The following is a 16,423-nucleotide window of genomic DNA, read 5'->3' as shown; positions in this document are numbered from 1 at the left end:
GCTCGCTCCTGTGGTCACTTGTCGTCAAGACGTCTCCCCGCCGGATCCCTGCGGCCGCTCGCGCCGGCGTTCGCGCTGCCGGGAACGAGCCTTGGGCCGATGCGCCTCGGGTGCGCTCGGCAGCAGGTGCCGGCCGGGTTCGATCCGCCAGCGTACGTCCGACCGTACGCCCGCGGCGGCCAGGCGGGCTCTCGCCGCTTCGAAGGCGTCGCACCATTCGCGTTCGCGCTCGATGTCGACACGGCGTTCCTCTTCGCTCTGCGGCGCGCCGTCCCGCACCATGGCGGCCCGCAGGGTCGCCTCGGCCTGGTCGATCCGCATCTTCACCGCGTGCTCGGGCCAGTTGCCCTTGGTCAGCAGGATGGTGCCGTCCTGGGCGGTCATGGTCTCGAATCCGATGTCGACCTCGTAACCCAGCTCGCCGAAGGCCGCCCCGATCGTCTCCAGGACATACCGCCGCTCGGCTTCGGCCTGCTGTTCCGCCTGCCGCTCCTCCGCGAGCCGCCTCGCTTCGGCGCGGGCCGCCTCGGTGTGCCGGTTGGCGGCCTGCACGCGGAGGCGCACCTCGGAGAGATGCCCTTCGGCCTCACTCGCCGTGCGGGCGGCGACCAGTCTTCCGGCGGCCTCGGCGATGTGCTCTCGATCCGCCTCCGCGGTGTCGTGGAGCACCCGGCTCAGAACCCGGGCGAGGGTACGGGCGAGTTCGTCCCGGTCGGTCACCGGTTCGGCGTGCCCAGACCGCCCGGCTTCCGGCAGCGCGCTCTGCAGGGCGGCGGCCGGAACGGTGAAGATCTGGCCGGCCACGGCGGCGGCGATGTTCGCCGAGATCTGCTGCTCCGCCCGGCTCAGTGCGTCGCCTGTGGCGGCGCACCATGTCGCGAGTTCCTCGGCGGACTGGCCGCTCAGCGTGAGGGGTACGGGGAGCGCGACCTCGGCTGACAGGTCGTGCGCCTTCGCCGCCCGGCGTTGCGAGGCGTCGAGCGCAGCGATCCGGGCATTGACGTCGAGCGTGGCGCGTACGGCTTCTTCGTAGTCCGCGGCCTCGCGGAGTGCCGCCTCTCTGGCCTCCGCCCGTCCCTCGGCCAACGCGGCCAGAGCGTCGGCGCCACTCGCGGCCATTCCCGCCGCTGCGCCGAGCACGCGGTTCATTCCCAGGCTGAGCACCACCGCCGCGTCCAGCGCTATGTCCGCCTCTACTCCACTGCTCACGTCGCCGTCCCCAGAGCGTCTCGTTCGGCCTGTTCGTGCCGCTGCCGCCATCTGTGCAGCCGGATCCCCGCTGTCACCGCATGGAGGATGGGCGCCAGCACCATCGCCGCGATCCACAGCAGCCAAGCCACCGCGAGAAAGGCCGGGAGTATGACGACGAGAAGGAGCAGCGGAAGTGCTGCGGCCACCAGGACGAGGCAACCGCGACGTCGCGCGCCGGGCCCCCGAACCGTGCCTGACATGGCCCTGGACATGCCGGAAAGACCTGTACCGGCCCTGCGGAATGCGCGGGCCATACCGGACCAGAGTCCGAGCGGAAGATAGTCACGTGCCTGCCTGGCGGCCATGACCACTTCGATGGTGGTCTGGGCGGCCCACGCGACTGCAGAGAGCGCGATGAAGATGGGCAGCGGATCGGTATCGCGACCGGCCCCGTGAATGCTCTCACCGCCTCCACCTACGAGCAGTTGCCGTACCACGAGGCTGCCGACGGTCCAGATGGCGAGGAGGGGCAGAGACCAGAGGGCGGCGCGGGTGATGGCGGCGCTCCGGCCCTCGAGCCGTCGGCGTTCGGCGCCTTCCCAGTGTCTTCTGCGGTCGGCGATCCGCCGTTGTGACGCCTCTTGGTCTCGTCGCCTGGCCTCGACCTCGATGACGGCGTCCGGCGCCGCCCGTACCACCGCCAAGAGCCGGAGTGGATCGTCGCTCGCGCCGTCGGCCAGCCAGCGGAACCACGGCACCGGCTCGCGCACCGAGGCGTGAGCGCGGGCGGCGGCATCGGCCAGTGTGCGGCCGGTCTCAGCGGGACGCGCGGCGAGGGCGAGCAAGGTGAGCAGCACCGCCGGAGGGTCGTCCCGGCCGGGCTCGCCCGCGTCTGGCAGCCGAGCGGTGACCGGCGGAGGAAGCCGGCTCCGCAGCCAGCCGGCGAGCTGGTTCCAGGCGGCGGCCCGGCCCCGCCACCGGGCGTCGATCTCCTTGAGGTCGGCGGCGTCGGCGAAACCGGCGAGTGCCGGCAGCAGGTCGTGCTGCCAGAGCGACCAGCCGATGGCACACGCCGCGCGATGATCGGCATGTGCCGGGTCGTTCGCGAGCGCGGCCAGCCCGGGCAGGTCATCGGCGGTGACCCGGCGGCCGAGGAAGTGCGGCGGCAGGGACGGATCGAGCCACCGCACCAGGTGCAGCAGCTTCACGTCCGGTGGCGGCGCACCCGTGAGATGTGCGTCGATCAGCTCGATACGGCTGTCGTCCGGAAGCGTGCTGAGCCAGTCGCGCAGCGATCGCCATGCCTCGCCGCCTTCACCGCGGCCGAAGAAGTAACGTGCCGCGGTGTCCCACTGCTCCACCAGAGCCCTCGCCAGCTCCGTGCGATCTGTGTAGCGCCGCCCGGAGAAGGCCAGTCCCGCCCCGGCCGGAGCCTGGTGCTCCGGCACCGGCTCCTCGGTGACGGTGGGTGATCCGCCGTCCAGCCACCGGGCGACCTCGGCACCTCCCCACCGTCGGCGCGGGTCGCGGGTGAGCAGCCCACGGCACAGCAGCCGCAGCCTGGGGTCGGTGATGTCGCCCGTGTCGATCGGCCGGGTCGCCAGGTGGTCGACGACAGTGGTCTCGCTCATGCCCAGGAACGGCGGGCGGCCGGTCACCAGCTCGCGCACGATCATGCCCAGCGACCACCAGTCGCGGGCGGGCGAGACCTGACCGGACAGCGACTCCGGTGCGGCATAGGCGAGCGTTCGCGAGGCCGACGCGAACACGACGCTCTGCTCGATGGCCTTGCTGAGACCGAAGTCGGTGATGACCAGCCGCAACGGCCGGACGTCGGCCACCAGAACGTTCTCCGGCTTCAGGTCGCGGTGCACGATGCCGGAACGGTGCAGGCAGTCGAGCCCCGCAGCGAGCTGTGCGAGAACATCGGTGACGGAGACGCCGCTCGTCATGAGGGAGCGCAGGTTGCCGGCGGCGGCGTATTCGATGACCTCGTAGTCCCGGCCGTCGGCGTGCCCCGTCTCGAGGATCCGCACGACGTTCGCGGAACCGAGCTCGGGCAGCTTCCGCCAGACCTCGCGGTCGGCGCCGTACCCACGGCGGAAGATCTTGACCACGTATTCGGTGGCCGGGTCGGCGATCGTGCGGTCGCGCACGAGCAGCAGGTCCGACTCGGCGCCCTGCACCGGGAGCTCGCCGACGACGGTGAACCGCTGCGCGAGCGGTCCGGGCAGCCGTACGAGCGGTCCGCCGCTCGGCGCCGCGTCACGGAAGGTGGCTCCGGGGGCGATCTGCTGCGGGGGGTCGTTCGAGGGGCCGGTCTGGTCGTGCCGGGTCTCGTCCACGGGCCGGTCGGCACGCGTCACCCCCGGGTCCCGCTGCGTCCGGCGCGGTGACTCCTCGAACTCGGCCACTACCGCTGCTCCTGTTGTCCCATGCCCCACACGAGCCTAACGTGCGCACGCGCGCTCCGGACAGCGCGACGCCCCGTGCCGGGCGCGTGCAAGTGCTGAGACGAGACGGCACCGTGGCACGAGGGAGCCTGGCGGGTGAAGAATGCCCTAGGTCCCGAGACGGGTCCACCGGCGTTCAGGAAGGCCGCGCTCGTCGTGCGATCGCATGCAGGAGGTCGTCAGCGGGAGACTTCAGCCGACTCGTGGGAACCGGGGCCGCGACGGCGGTGCTGGTCGCGGGCCTGACGGGATGCGTGGGCCCGTTCGCGGAGGGCGAGGAGGGCGAACGGGGCCCGGCGTCCGGCGGCAGGGGCACGGTGGGAGTGGCGACACCCGACCCGAGCAGGCTGATCGCCAAGGCGACCTTCGACTTGCCCGCGGCAGACACGGAGCGACGCGTCCGGTCGCTCCCAATACGACCGGTGGCAAGGACGATCCGCGGGGCAGAGCCAAGAATCTCCTGGTGGAGATCGCTTTCAGGCGGTCCGGTCCTGACTCGTCCCGGCCGGCGGAAGCCGTTTACTCGACGTGGGCGTCGCTCCGCGGTCAGGGGCGGCCCATGCCCCGGTCCTTGATGGCCCGTAGGTGATCGACGCTCTTGAAGCGGACGATGACGGCTTCCATGAAGATGCGCACGAGGACTATTTCGAACAGCCACATGAGCGGGGCGAAGATGAACGCCATCAGCGCAAGCAGCCATCCGTACTTGAATACCCATATTCCAAATGCCAGCACTATCAATGCCGACAATGTGATCAGCATGAGCGACAGCGTGTAGAACAGTTTGATCAGCCTGGGGGTGATCAGGTGCTCGAAGTCCGTGTCGAGCAGAGCCCCGAGAAAGCCCTTTGCCGGACGAGTTCCCTCGGTGGGCCTCGGCTGGGGGACCCATGCCGGGGGAGGCTGGCCCGGGCCCGGGCCAGGGCCCGGATTCGGCGCGGGTCCGGGCCTGGGCCCGGTGCCCGGTCCGGTGGCGGCCGGGCGCGGCGGTGGCGGCCCGTACGACTCGGGGCCGCCGGGCCGGCCTGGACCGGGGCCTGCGGGGTGGTGCGGTGTGCCGGGCTCGGGGGGGTTCGTCATGGCGCCTCCTCGGTTGAGCGGGGGACCGCCGTCTGGGCGGGCACGTAGACCCTAGAAGACTTCCCGTTTCGCGGCGGTCCTAGCCGGTGGGGAGACCACGCGGCGGTGAGGAACCGCCACCTGGGGCGCACCGGCGTGGCCGGCTGGTCGGCCTGGGCGCCCGCGAAACCCCACAAGGGCCCTAGGGCCCAATTCGCACCCCATTACCCGCGGGCCAGGCATCCTGCCTCATGCCAGTCAAACCGGCCTCTGATCAGGCATTTCTCGGAAGTCGCCGAGTATTGGCCGACCCGACCGCCGCCCGCTGGCGGCGCCAGTGGCGGGTTCTTGCCAAAAGTCGTGGATATCGTCATTGAAGTCCGTAACGGCGGCCGGGGGGCTCACTTCGTGAGGCCGGGCGTCGTGTCCGGCATGTCGAGTTCATTCAGTGGTAATCGCCCGACATTCGGTGGAAGGCATGCGGTGAAGCCGGCTAGCTGTGGGGATCGTCTATGACCGCCGTCATGCTTCTCGATGACATACCGAGCGCGGGTGTCATCAAGAAAAGCCATGCGGAGCGGCTGACGCTACCCGCCGAGGCCACATCGGCCGCCACCCTCGCGGTGATCGCCCGAATCTCCCGCGCGCTGCGGGCGCGTGGGGCGGTGGTGGTCGTCTATCCGGCCTGGCGCCCCGACACGGGCATCCGGCTCGTCCGGCTGGCTCGTAGCGTCCTCCGTACGGACCGGGTGGCGGGCATCCCCCTTCAGCTTCCGCCGCTGGCGTTCTCCCTTGTCGCGGACCAGCTCGCCTATCTCTCGGGATACGTGAAGCCGGGCGTGCTGGCGAGCATGGCCGTCCGGTTGTCCCAGGAGGTCTTCGCGGGGGCTTGGGTGAACAGCGTGGCCCGGCTCGAGCACATCGAGACCGGCATCGGGGAGCATCTGTCCTCGTATCTGCCCGGCACCGACTTCATGGTCTCGGCCGCGCCGCGCCCGCACGTGCACCGGATCTCGTCGTCGCATCCGGTCGCACCGATCAGCCACCGGCCGATGGACCCCATCTTCGTCATCGCGGCTCATCAGGGCGGCGACGTCGACTGGGTGAAGGAGCGGTTCAAGGCCGAGATCGGCGCCCGGTCGCTGAGCCTCGTGGCCGAGCAGCCGCTCAGCGCCGACTTCTGGAGGGCCAAGAAGTACGTCGAGTTCGTCGCGTTCAGCGGACACCCGCGCGCCCTGCAGACGATCCTGCGAGCCACTCCGACCAGGCGATGCACTTGGTGTGGCGAGCCGACCGGTCTGGAGACATGCCTGTTCTGCGGAATGACCCAGCGGGCGCCGACCCGGCCGCCGCCGCCCGCTCCGCAGGCGTCGGACCAGCCCTCTCACCGGGCCCGCTCGATCGTCCCCTCCGACCCGTCCATCCAGTCCAAAGCGGGTTCGCCGCAGTCACGGCCGCCGCGGCCCGCGTCGGCTCAGCCGTCGCCGCCGGCTCCGGCCCCTCCGCGAGCCGCAGCCCCTCCGAGGGCTGTGCCCGCCCGCTCCCGGGCACTCCAGCCGGAGCATGCCGCCAGCGCCCAGAGGCAGGGACAGCCGGAGCGGCGCGCCGGCCGGCCCGCGGCCGGTCACCAGTCCGCACCCGGCAGCGCGGCCGCGCGGCCACCGTCCCGAACCGACGACATCGAGTTCCCCCCGGCAAGGGCTCGTTGACCGACCGCCGACCGCCTGAGACCCCCAACGACACGGCATGAGGAACGAATAGACATGAACCCCCGCCAGCGACGTGGACTGCTGCTGATGATCGTGGCGACGCTCGGTGCGTTCGTCGTCTTCTTCTCTGTTCTCGGTTATGTCGGCAACATCCGGGCTCAAGCCCGGGCCGAGGTGGGCGAGATGACGACGGTGCTCCAGTTGCAGACCGATGTCGGCGCGTACGAACCCGTGACCGCGTCGGCGCTCAAGGAGGTCCTGGTACCCCGCCGCTGGTCCACTGAGGCGTTCGTCCAGAACATCGCCGGCCTGCAAGGAAAGGTGGCGGCCGCGGACCTCCCGACGGGCGCCTACCTGCAGCAGGGAATGGTGGTCGACGCTCCGACGCTCCAGGCCGGTCAGCGCGAGATCGCGATCATCATCGACGCCGAGACCGGCGTGGCCGGGAAGGTGCTGCCCGGGTCGATCGTCGACGTCTACGGCTCCTTCGACTCGACCCAGAACGGGCGCACCACCACGGGCGCCTGTGCCGTGCGCATTCTCAACCGCGTCCAGGTGATCGACGTGGGGCAGCTCCGCCAGGAGCAGAGCGACCAGCAGGGCCAGAACACCGCCGCCCAGGTCGTTCCGGTCACGTTCGCGCTGAACTCCGACGAGACCCTGCGGCTCACCTACGCCGAGAGCTTCGCGCGCAAGGTGCGGCTCGCGCTCGTCGGCGGCACGAAGGACACCAAGCCGCCGTTCAACCGGCTCTGCAAGACACCGGAGGTGGGTTCATGAGCATCCGGATTCTCATCGGCACCGCCGACCAGGAGCTCGCCGGGGCGCTCCGCGCCCAGATCACCGAGCTTCCCGATCTCGAGGTCGTGGGTGTGGAGAAGGGGTCCTCCGGTGTGATCGGCATCGTCACCACCGAACAGTCCCTCGACGTGGTGCTGGTGGACGAGGGGATCGGACCGATGCCGGCGCACGATCTGGTGCGCGAGCTGGCCCTGCGGCGGCCCCACGGTGCCGCCGTTCTACTCAGCAGACGGATGGACGAAGACGTGCTCACCCGTGCGCTCGAGGCCGGTGCGCGCGGGGTGATGTCGCGCAGTCCGAGCCTCGAGGAGCTCGAGACGAGGGTGACCGCCGCCGCCGACTGGTCTCGAGAGATGCGCCGCCGACTCGACACGACGTCGCACGATGCTCTGCAAGAGGAACGGGGACGGGTCATCGCGCTCGCCGGCGCCAAGGGCGGGACGGGAACGACGACGCTGGCCGTGCAACTCGCCCTGGCCGCAGCGGCGGAGCGTACGGTCTGCCTGGTCGACATGGACCTGCAGACGGGGGACATCCCCAGCTACCTCGACGTCGTGCACCGCCGGAGCATCGCTGACCTGGTCGGCGTCGCCAGCGAGATCACCGGCCCGATGATCGCTGACGCGCTGTTCGTCCACCGGGACGGCCCCCATGTACTCCTGGCGCCGTCGGAGGGGGAACGCGCCGAGGAGGTCACGGCCCTGGCCGCCCGGCAGATCCTCAGCGCCCTGCGCTCACGCTTCGAGATGGTGATCGTCGATTGTGGCGCCTTCATGACCGAGGGGTCGGTGACGGCGGTCGAACTGGCCGACCGTGTCATCCTCACCGTCACGCCGGATCTGCCGGCGTTGCGCGCGGCCAAGCGCCTGGTCCAGCTCTGGGTGCGCCTGGAGGTCCGCAAAGATGACGAACTCTCGGTGGTGCTGACCCAGCAGAGCCGCCGTAATGAGATTCAACCGGACCTCGCAGGCAAGATCCTGAGCCTTCCGCTCGCCAAGAGCACGGTTCCGTCCGCATTTCGCGCGCTGGAGAAGGCGATCAACAGCAACACGCTCTCCCGAGTCGAGGACGATGGGTTCCGGCGGGCCATCATGCAACTCGGCACGGAGTTCGGCATCCTCCCCGTGAACGCCGGGCAAGAGGTGCGAACATCCCGCCGGAGCAGGGCGGAGGCGCGATGAAGCGATCCGATTCGGGCCAGTTCGAATTCGTCACGATGCTGCCGTTCCTCGTTCCGCTGGTGCTGCTGGTCTGGGAGGGCTACCTGATCGGTATGTCCATGACCTATGCCGGCCATGGGGCCAACGAGGGGGCTCGCGTCGCCGCGTTGGGAGGTAGCCGGGAGGACGTCGAGAAGGCGGCCGTGGCATTGGCCTCCGGCGTGTGGGCCGACAAGAAGCACGTCACGGTCGACTTTCCGAGCGATCGCAACGATCCTGATTACGGATATGTCGAAGTGAAAATTAATCCGCCATTCGTGTTCCGCGGACTCGTGCTTCCCATGACGATCAGCGCGCGCTCGCGGGTCGTCTCCGAGGAGGTGGAGTGAAAGACGATGGATCGGCCGCTGTGGAGTACCTCTCCCTGTTCGGACTCTCCCTGTTCGTGGCCGGGATCTGCTTCGAGATCTACGTCACGTTCAGCGCCGTGGAGAAGATCGAGAACGCCGCCCGTACCGGTGCCAGGGTCGCGAGCATGGACGATGTCTCGGCCGGTCAAGCGGCTGCGGAACGGGCGATGCCCGAGTGGCTCAACGATCAGAGGATCACGGTCACCCAGAAAGACGCGGACAGTGTGGCCTGTGAGATCTGGGCCGAAGTTCCCTTGTTCTTCAAGGGCGTTCCCTTCGATGTCGCGATTCAGCGGCGGGTCCAAATGCCGGTAGGGTGAGCAATGGGGCTGAATAATCGTTTTGATCGGGACTCCGCCGTCAATCATCGAGCCAATGGGCTGAGCATCGCTCACTGGCGGCAGCGGTTGCTCCAGGAGATCAATTTGGACGACCTCGCTGCGCTCGGAATGGCGCAGCGTCGGGCCAGAATGGAAAAGGTCGTCGGGCATATTCTCAGCCGTGAGGGACCTGTGCTCTCACCTGGAGAACGAACGACGCTGATCCGGCGCATCGTGGACGAGGCGCTCGGCCTGGGCGTGCTCGAACCCCTGCTGGCCGACCCATCGATCACTGAGATCATGGTGAACGGTCCCGACGACATCTACGTCGAGCGCGGCGGCCGGCTGACCCGCATCGACGCCGTCTTCGCCAGCGAGAACCAGCTGTACCAGACCATCGACCGCATCGTGGCGCAGGTCAACCGGCGGGTCGACGAGTCCAGCCCGATGGTCGACGCGCGGCTGCCGGGCGGCGAGCGCGTCAACGTCATCGTGCCGCCTCTGTCGCTGACCGGTCCCGTCCTCACCATTCGCCGCTTCCCGCGCCCCTACCGGATGGACGAACTCGTCGCGTTGGGGTCGCTCGACGAGGCGGGCGCGGCACTGCTCGCCGCCTTCGTGCGGGCCAGGCTGAACATCGTCATCACCGGCGGAACGGGCACCGGGAAGACCACATTCCTCAACGCGCTCTCCGGATGCATCCCGCAGGAGGAACGGGTCATCACGATCGAGGACTCCGCCGAACTCCAGTTGCAGCAAGAGCACGTCATCCGGCTGGAGTCGCGGCCCCCCAACATCGAGGGTCAGGGTGCGGTGGTCATCCGAGACCTGGTCCGCAACGCGCTGCGAATGCGGCCCGACAGGGTCATCATCGGTGAGGTCCGCGGCGCGGAGACCCTCGACATGCTGCAGGCGATGAACACCGGTCATGACGGCTCGCTCGTGACCGTGCACGCCAACTCGGCCGGCGATGCGATCTACCGGCTGGAGACGCTCGCCTCGATGAGCGAGGTCAAGATCCCGTACGAGACCATCCGCGATCAGATCCACAACGCACTCGACGTGATCGTGCATGTGGACCGGGGAGCGGACGGCTCGCGGCGGGTCGCCGAGATCGCCACGGTCGCCTCGGGACGGCGGCAGGAGGTACGGCTGAGCAGCGTCATGTGGTTCCGGCCGGACCCGCTCGGCCTGGACAAGGTGGTGCGCGGGGCATTCCACCGGGCTCCGCTGCCAGACGAATTGAGCGCTCGGCTGGTGCTCGCCGGCGAGGCCGTGCCGCCCGAGTTCACGGTCCCGAGCGCGCATCTCGCGGAGGAGGTGAAATGAGCGCTCCAATGATCGCGCTGCTGCTGGCGATCGTGCTCACCCTTGCGGTCTGGGGAATCTGGGACTACGGGCGGGGGCTCGATGAGCGGATGGCGATGGCCTCCCGCGGCCGCCGGGGCTTCGAGGAACGGCGGATGACAACGTCGCTGGACCGGCTCGACATGTGGCTGCGCCGCCAGCCGCTCGGGAGGCAGCTTTCCCGCAGGATCACTGCGGCCGGTCTGCGGACCAGGCCCTCCCTTTTCCTCGTCACCATCGTGGGAGGAGGTCTTGTCGTCATCGTCGTGGTCAGCCAGATCGTCTCGCTCTTTCTCGGTGTGCTGGCGGCCCTGGGGGTGGGCGGCGCAGGTCTCGCCTATCTGCGGAAACAGGAGGGCCGGCGCCGAGAGGAGTTCATCGACCAGTTGCCCGAGCTGGCTCGGGTCCTGTCCAACGCCACCGCTGCCGGCCTCTCCGTTCGCACGGCTCTGGAGATGGCGGCCGACGAGCTCGACGAGCCCGCCCGCACCGAACTCGCCAGAACGGCGGAAGCCCTGCGGATCGGGCAGTCCTTCGAAGACGCGATGACGGATCTGCAGAAGCGGCTGCCCTCCCGGGAACTCGCCGTACTGGTGAGCACTCTCGTGGTGTCGGCCCGGGCGGGCGGGTCTTTGATCACGGCACTGCGCAATATCTCCACGACGCTGGAGCAGCGCAAGGAGACTCGGCGTGAGGTGAAGACGATCGTCGGCCAGGCGGTCGTGGCCGGGTACGCGGTGGCCGGCATGACCATATGCCTTGTGGTCGGCATGTCTGTCTTCAGTCCGAAGGCATTCGGCGAGATGACCGGTTCGTTCATCGGACAGGCGATCGTGCTGACCGCGTTCGGTCTCTTCATCGGGGCCACTCTGCTGATCCGCAAAGTTACGAGGATCGACGTATGACAGCCATCCTCATGGCCACCGCGGCGGCGTTCTGCCTCGTCGCCTTCGTATGGGGTGTTCACCTCAGGGCGGCGCCACAGCCGGCCGGTCAGGACCTCGCCGTCCAGGCCAAACCCGCGAGGCGGAAGGGCCTTGGCCCGCTCGGCCCGGTGACGGACCTGCTGGGCGGGCCGCTCGCTCCTCTGGTGCTGAGGTTCGTGACACCGGCGGCGCGAGGCCGGTTGCGTCTGCGGATCCAGCGGGCCGGACGGCCCAATGGCATGACGGTCGATGACTACGCGCGTGACAAGGCCGGCTGCATCCTGTTCTACGGCTCGGTCGGGCTGTTCCTCATCTCCTCTGGGCAGTTGCCCATCGGCTTGTTCCTCATTATCGCGGGCCTGCTGCAGACCGATGTGGTGCTGTGGGGAATGGCTCGGGACCGGCAGGCCGCGATCCAGAAGGCATTGCCCGACTTCCTGGACGTGCTCACAGTGACGGTCTCGGCGGGGCTCGGTTTTCGGCACGCGCTGGAACGCGTCTCAGAGACCATGCCCGGTGCGCTGTCGGAGGAGATGACGACGGCGCTGAAGCAGATGGAGCTGGGAGCTCCCCTGCGAGATGCGTTCGTGGAATTGCGGCAGAGAAACGCCAGCGAGTCGTTGGCCAGCTTCGTCACCGCGATTCTTCAGGCTGAAGAGCTCGGTGCTCCATTGGCGCGAGCGCTGACGGAGATCAGTATCGACATGCGCCAGGACGCCCACCAGCATGCTCGACGCCGGGCGCAGAAGGCCGAGCCGCAGGTGACCCTCATTACATCGTTCCTGATGTTGCCAGGTGTTTTGCTGCTCATTTTCGGACTGCTGTGGTTCAGTAGCGAAGGGGCGTTCAGCCGTGTCCTCGGATAGGCTATCGGGCCTGCCCGCCAGCGCGCGGATAGCCTCGACCTTCCGCATCCTGATGCAGGTGCGAGTCCTGGTCGCGGCCCTCGCTCTGCTGGTCATCCCGCAGAACGAGCGAACCGATGCATCCGTGTACATCGTCACTGGAATTGGCTTCTGGTCGTGGTTCGCCGTGGTCGGCTGGAAGCACATCGTCCCCTGGCTCATCAAGGCTCCGCTGCTCGTTGCCGTCGACATTCTCATTTCATACGCCGTGCTCGAATTCGCGTTCTCCGGCGGGTTCGGGCCGTTTTTCCTCTTCACGGTCATGACCTCGGTGCTCGTGGGACTGCTCTACCATTGGCCGGGCGCGCTCTTGATCTGTTCCCTGCAGATCATGCTGTATTATGTCGCCATCCTGGATTCCGAATCAAGCTTCCGCACCTTCATCGGAATGCCTGCCTTTTATCTGGTCGGAGGCTTCGTAGGAACCGCTTTTCGCAAGGTCTTCGACGATCACGCCGCACTCGATCTGGCGCGGCGCAACGCTGAGATCGCCGCTGCCGCGGCAGAGGAGCGCGCAAGGCTGGCCCGCGAAATGCATGATTCATTGGCCAAGACGTTGCGGGGCATCGCGATGTCGGCGACCGCGCTTCCCACGTGGGTGATCAACTCACCCGAACGGGCCAAGGAAGAGGCGACCCAGATAGCGATGGCGGCCGAGATCGCCTCCAGAGAGGCGCGGGATCTCATCTCGGAGCTACGCGAGGAGGCGCTGCAGCGTCCTCTCGCCGAAGCACTTCCGGCGCTCGTGGGGGCTTGGGCCGAATCTGCCGGAGTCGTCGTCACCGTGACGGCGGAGTCGGGGGTCGACCTTCCCCTGCCCGACCGTCACGAGGTCGTGGCGATCCTGAAGGAGGCCCTTGAGAACGTCAAGCGGCACGCGGACGCGCTCTCGGTCGATGTGAGCTTGAGCGCGGGGGCCGGAAACGTCGTGCTGACGATTCGCGACGACGGCAAGGGGCTCGCGGTCAACGCGGAGGTGATGTCCGAGCTCGCGGCGGCCGGCCATTACGGAGTCATCGGGATGCATGAGCGCGCGGCGCGGCTGGGCGCGGCTTTGACCGTCACGTCGGAGCCGGGCCAGGGAACGGTGATCAGCTTGATCATCTCGACCTCGGGTGGGACACCCGAACTAAGGGAAGCGGTGGAGACGATATGAGCATCGTCAGGGTCGTCGTTGCCGATGACAATCCCGTCGTCCGCTCCGGGCTCGTCGCCCTCCTTGAGGCGACCAGCGAGGTCGAGGTCGTCGGTGAGGCGGCGAATGGGGAACAGGCGCTCGTCCAGACCGAACGGCACCGTCCCGACCTTGTGCTGTTGGACGTGCGGATGCCATTGGTCGACGGCATCACGGCCGTGGGCCCGATCAGCAGGCTCAGCAAGGTACTGATGCTGACCTACACCGATGAACCCGAGGTGATCCGCGTAGCCATCCGAAACGGGGCGAGTGGCTATCTCGTGCACGGCACATTCAGCGTGGGCGAGTTGGCCTCCGCCGTGCGATCCGCGGCGAGCGGTGCCGTCAATCCGCTGTCGCCGGCCGCCGCCGCCGCGTTGATGGAGGCGGTCAAGGGCGCGCCGCTCAGCACACGCGGGACCACCCTGGGCAGGGTCGCGCACGGGCTGTCGCCGCGCGAGGCCGAGGTGATGGATCTGATCGCGCAAGGCAGGGTCAACCGCCGGATAGCAGCGCATCTCTTTCTGACCGAGAAGACGGTGAAGAATCACGTCAACAGGATCTTCGCCAAGCTGAACGTGGACAACCGGGCGGCTGCGATAGCGCGTTGGCTGGGCACGGAAGCGGATGATCGCTGAACTGGGTGGTGCGACGGGCCCTAGGGGCCACGTGCGTGCGCCGGGGCGGCGACCCCGCCGCCCCTTCGCCCGGAAATCCGCCGCCGGGCGGCCAACGGGAGAGCGCGATCGCTCACCGGCACCTCCAGCGGGGGACATTCCCGCCGGTCGCGGTGAGACATGGGTCCGGTGTGGGTCTGGATTGGGTCTGTAGGCCCTGGAATGCCCTGGGCGGCGTCTTTATCTTGTGTATCACAGGAAATCGTTCTCCCCGGACAGGAGAAAATATGAACCTCATGCGGAATCGCCTTGCACTTCTCCGGAAGGGTGACGATCGGGGCGACCAATTCGTTGGCTGGCTCAGCCTTATCGTGATCGCGGTACTGATCTTCGGCGCGCTCATTGCGGCGGGACTTCCCAAGCTGATCGGCGATTCGGCCAAGGCCAAGGTCGAACAAGTGACCGGAACAGACACCGGTGGCGGACCGAAGAAGGAGCCTTAACCGACCAAAGTGGCTGCCTCCATGTCGAGGCAGTATCCGGAAGAGTGTAATCCGTTTGCCAAATGGTGCTGGATTCCGGTGGTCAAACTGGGCGAGAAGGAACTGTCCTTCTCGCCCAGTGCTTTTGTGCGATAAATGCTAAGGATCACGTGCGGCCTAAGTCGGTACCAAAGGACTTTGTGATGCTTCGCGAAGCGGCTGGATCTGGTTGATCTCGACGGTCAGTGCCCGGCAGCGGGTCACGAGCCGGCGGCCAGGCGGGCGACCGTACGGCCGAATGCCCGTAGGCGTTTGTAGCGGCCACCCTGCATCGACCTCCGCCTGGAGTCTCCACAGAACTCGGTGCGGCTCACTTCTTCTTGAAGCGATCCAGGGGGCGGGTGAAGCCCATCAGCTTGCTGCGGTTGTAGGACGAGGTGCGGATCGGGCCGCACTTCGTGCAGGCAGCCTCGATCATTATGTTCTTCGCCGGGTCGAGCACGAGCCCCACATGGCCGGGGGAGCTGGAGCTGGACCCCGGACCGCTGTTGAAGAACACCAGATCTCCCGGCTTCTCCTGACCGTTCGGCACTCGCACGCCGAACGGCCACTGCTGGAAGGTGGTACGAGGAATCGGGACTCCGGCCGCGCGGTAGGCGGCCATGACGAGCCCGGAGCAGTCGAAGGCGTTCGGCCCGGTCGCGCCCCATACGTACGGCTTCCCGATCTGCGCCAGGGCGTATTGCAGGATCTTGCTCACGAGATCGGAGACATCGTCGGGCAGTTCCGAGAGATCGGGCTGGGGGATCGGCCCGGTGTGGGGCATCGAGAGCTTCGGGCCACCCGTGTACGGGACGGAGGACTCCTTGGCGACAAGACGGATCTTGAACAGCTTGGCGGTCGACTTCCGGTCCAACGACCAGCCTGGACGCCAGACCACGGTCTTGTCCGGGCCGCACCACATCGCGTTCGGGGCGCGGTCGCCGTTCTCGTCGGGCGGGTCGTAGTAGTAACCGCAGATGGGCATATGGAGCGTCGCGATGCTGATCCCCCCGCCCCCGCCGCGACCGATCCCGCGCTTCCCGGCCGCATCGGTGCAGAGGTTGCGGCCGAGTCTGAGGTCCTCTCTCTCCTTGGCGGTGAGTTCGTCCTCGTCTTTGAGCAGGCAGTCCATGGTCCGCACCGAGGCTTTCATGGTGTAGCCGAGTTGCCCAGAGGGCTGAACCTTGCCGACCAGGTCGGCGTCGTTCTGCCTGGCGTACTTGCGGGCCACCTGGTTGTACTCGGGATCCTCGACACTGATGTTGGGGACCACCATCCACAGCCCCAGGCCGTTGGGGTCCACGCCACTGCGTGCGACTGAGACCGCCTCGTCCCGTAGCACCGTGACCGCACCGATGGCCGCCGCGTCGGCCGCCGTCAGTGCCCTGGTGCGCATGTCGTTGGCCTGAGCCAGTGGGACGATGACCACGGTGAGAGCGATGAGACTGATCATTGCCATCAACATGACGAGCTGCATCCCGCCCTCATCGGGCCGTCCGGCGCTCCAGCGTCCGCTTGTCAGCCTCACCCGAGGTCACCGCCCGTGTTCAGAGTCCAGCCCGATCCTCGGGTGCGACCCTAGGGAACTCGGTGACGCGTCTGAAGGGCCCTAGGGCCCAACCTGATCCAATCTCCGCCCGTCTTCTCGTCACCCGAAGTGCGCCCCTGTCCCGGCGTCTCCGCGAACCGCCCGCCCATCGCCTTTTCGCTATTCGGCCGAATTGTCGGTAAATGTACAGTGAAATTTGCGGGAACGGATTATTGCGATAAAATGGTCAGGGCATTCTTGGGTCTGACCTTGGGTCCAAGGGCTCATTTTCTCCGGCC

Annotated in this window: 15 protein-coding genes; 11 read left to right on the top strand and 4 right to left on the bottom strand. The window is 67.8% G+C overall.

What is annotated here, in order from left to right:
• Nucleotides 1-24: 24 nt before the first annotated feature.
• From HKK74_RS16415 to HKK74_RS16405, 3 genes are all read right to left on the bottom strand, one after another.
• Nucleotides 25-1,209 carry a response regulator receiver protein gene (locus HKK74_RS16415; protein ID WP_187244094.1) on the bottom strand — a complete coding sequence of 395 codons (1,185 nt, stop codon included), beginning with the start codon at nucleotides 1,207-1,209 and terminating at the stop codon, nucleotides 25-27.
• Nucleotides 1,206-3,605 (bottom strand): protein kinase domain-containing protein, encoded by a 2,400-nt coding sequence (locus HKK74_RS16410; RefSeq protein WP_187244093.1) that lies wholly within the window; start codon nucleotides 3,603-3,605, stop codon nucleotides 1,206-1,208. The genes HKK74_RS16415 and HKK74_RS16410 overlap by 4 nt, the downstream gene beginning before the upstream one ends.
• A 585-nt stretch (nucleotides 3,606-4,190) precedes the next feature.
• A complete protein-coding gene (locus tag HKK74_RS16405) occupies nucleotides 4,191-4,724 on the bottom strand; it encodes a DUF4282 domain-containing protein (RefSeq protein ID WP_187244092.1) in 534 nt (177 codons plus the stop codon).
• 503 nt (nucleotides 4,725-5,227) lie between these two features.
• On the opposite strand from HKK74_RS16405, the gene HKK74_RS16400 reads away from it, so the two are divergent.
• From HKK74_RS16400 to HKK74_RS16350, 11 genes are all read left to right on the top strand, one after another.
• Nucleotides 5,228-6,412: a hypothetical protein gene (locus HKK74_RS16400; protein ID WP_187244091.1), complete on the top strand. Its 1,185-nt coding sequence runs from the start codon at nucleotides 5,228-5,230 to the stop codon at nucleotides 6,410-6,412.
• 54 nt (nucleotides 6,413-6,466) lie between these two features.
• The gene (gene cpaB / locus HKK74_RS16395) at nucleotides 6,467-7,192 is read left to right on the top strand and encodes a Flp pilus assembly protein CpaB (protein WP_187244090.1); all 726 of its coding nucleotides are present in this window, start codon (nucleotides 6,467-6,469) and stop codon (nucleotides 7,190-7,192) included.
• The gene (locus tag HKK74_RS16390; protein WP_187244089.1) at nucleotides 7,189-8,394 is read left to right on the top strand and encodes a CpaE/TadZ family protein; all 1,206 of its coding nucleotides are present in this window, start codon (nucleotides 7,189-7,191) and stop codon (nucleotides 8,392-8,394) included. The genes cpaB and HKK74_RS16390 overlap by 4 nt, the downstream gene beginning before the upstream one ends.
• Nucleotides 8,391-8,762, top strand: a complete 372-nt coding sequence (locus HKK74_RS16385; protein WP_187244088.1) for a hypothetical protein — start codon at nucleotides 8,391-8,393, stop codon at nucleotides 8,760-8,762. Before HKK74_RS16390 ends, HKK74_RS16385 begins: the two co-directional genes overlap by 4 nt.
• On the top strand, nucleotides 8,759-9,103 hold the full coding sequence (locus HKK74_RS16380; RefSeq protein ID WP_187244087.1) for a TadE/TadG family type IV pilus assembly protein: 345 nt from the start codon (nucleotides 8,759-8,761) through the stop codon (nucleotides 9,101-9,103). The genes HKK74_RS16385 and HKK74_RS16380 overlap by 4 nt, the downstream gene beginning before the upstream one ends.
• Nucleotides 9,104-9,106: 3 nt before the next feature.
• Entirely contained in the window at nucleotides 9,107-10,432 is a 1,326-nt protein-coding gene (locus HKK74_RS16375; protein WP_187244086.1) for a TadA family conjugal transfer-associated ATPase, read from the top strand.
• Complete coding sequence (locus HKK74_RS16370; RefSeq protein ID WP_187244085.1) at nucleotides 10,429-11,355, top strand: type II secretion system F family protein; 927 nt, start codon at nucleotides 10,429-10,431, stop codon at nucleotides 11,353-11,355. The genes HKK74_RS16375 and HKK74_RS16370 overlap by 4 nt, the downstream gene beginning before the upstream one ends.
• An 11-nt stretch (nucleotides 11,356-11,366) precedes the next feature.
• Complete coding sequence (locus HKK74_RS16365; RefSeq protein WP_187244084.1) at nucleotides 11,367-12,242, top strand: type II secretion system F family protein; 876 nt, start codon at nucleotides 11,367-11,369, stop codon at nucleotides 12,240-12,242.
• Nucleotides 12,229-13,437, top strand: a complete 1,209-nt coding sequence (locus tag HKK74_RS41425; protein WP_187244083.1) for a sensor histidine kinase — start codon at nucleotides 12,229-12,231, stop codon at nucleotides 13,435-13,437. Before HKK74_RS16365 ends, HKK74_RS41425 begins: the two co-directional genes overlap by 14 nt.
• Nucleotides 13,434-14,093, top strand: a complete 660-nt coding sequence (locus HKK74_RS16355) for a response regulator (protein ID WP_187244082.1) — start codon at nucleotides 13,434-13,436, stop codon at nucleotides 14,091-14,093. The genes HKK74_RS41425 and HKK74_RS16355 overlap by 4 nt, the downstream gene beginning before the upstream one ends.
• 266 nt (nucleotides 14,094-14,359) lie before the next feature.
• Nucleotides 14,360-14,575, top strand: coding sequence for a hypothetical protein (locus tag HKK74_RS16350; RefSeq protein WP_187244081.1), 216 nt, complete (start codon nucleotides 14,360-14,362; stop codon nucleotides 14,573-14,575).
• Between the two features lie 349 nt (nucleotides 14,576-14,924).
• On the opposite strand, the gene HKK74_RS40860 is transcribed toward HKK74_RS16350, so the two are convergent.
• Nucleotides 14,925-16,049, bottom strand: coding sequence for a C40 family peptidase (locus HKK74_RS40860; protein WP_281397793.1), 1,125 nt, complete (start codon nucleotides 16,047-16,049; stop codon nucleotides 14,925-14,927).
• Nucleotides 16,050-16,423: the final 374 nt, after the last annotated feature.

Source organism: Actinomadura alba, from assembly GCF_014323705.1.
Taxonomy (GTDB): domain Bacteria; phylum Actinomycetota; class Actinomycetes; order Streptosporangiales; family Streptosporangiaceae; genus Actinomadura_C; species Actinomadura_C alba.
Note: the sequence above shows the minus strand (reverse complement) of the source record. Positions and strands in the feature narration are given on the sequence as shown.

What these genes read in the sequence shown, in the direction of transcription:
- HKK74_RS16405 (WP_187244092.1), bottom strand. Translation starts at nt 4,724, where the DNA reads ATGACGAACCCCCCCGAGCCCGGCACACCGCACCACCCCGCAGGCCCC.
- HKK74_RS16400 (WP_187244091.1), top strand. Translation starts at nt 5,228, where the DNA reads ATGCTTCTCGATGACATACCGAGCGCGGGTGTCATCAAGAAAAGCCAT.
- cpaB (WP_187244090.1), top strand. Translation starts at nt 6,467, where the DNA reads ATGAACCCCCGCCAGCGACGTGGACTGCTGCTGATGATCGTGGCGACG.
- HKK74_RS16390 (WP_187244089.1), top strand. Translation starts at nt 7,189, where the DNA reads ATGAGCATCCGGATTCTCATCGGCACCGCCGACCAGGAGCTCGCCGGG.
- HKK74_RS16385 (WP_187244088.1), top strand. Translation starts at nt 8,391, where the DNA reads ATGAAGCGATCCGATTCGGGCCAGTTCGAATTCGTCACGATGCTGCCG.
- HKK74_RS16375 (WP_187244086.1), top strand. Translation starts at nt 9,107, where the DNA reads ATGGGGCTGAATAATCGTTTTGATCGGGACTCCGCCGTCAATCATCGA.
- HKK74_RS16370 (WP_187244085.1), top strand. Translation starts at nt 10,429, where the DNA reads ATGAGCGCTCCAATGATCGCGCTGCTGCTGGCGATCGTGCTCACCCTT.
- HKK74_RS16365 (WP_187244084.1), top strand. Translation starts at nt 11,367, where the DNA reads ATGGCCACCGCGGCGGCGTTCTGCCTCGTCGCCTTCGTATGGGGTGTT.
- HKK74_RS16355 (WP_187244082.1), top strand. Translation starts at nt 13,434, where the DNA reads ATGAGCATCGTCAGGGTCGTCGTTGCCGATGACAATCCCGTCGTCCGC.
- HKK74_RS16350 (WP_187244081.1), top strand. Translation starts at nt 14,360, where the DNA reads ATGAACCTCATGCGGAATCGCCTTGCACTTCTCCGGAAGGGTGACGAT.
- HKK74_RS40860 (WP_281397793.1), bottom strand. Translation starts at nt 16,049, where the DNA reads ATGATCAGTCTCATCGCTCTCACCGTGGTCATCGTCCCACTGGCTCAG.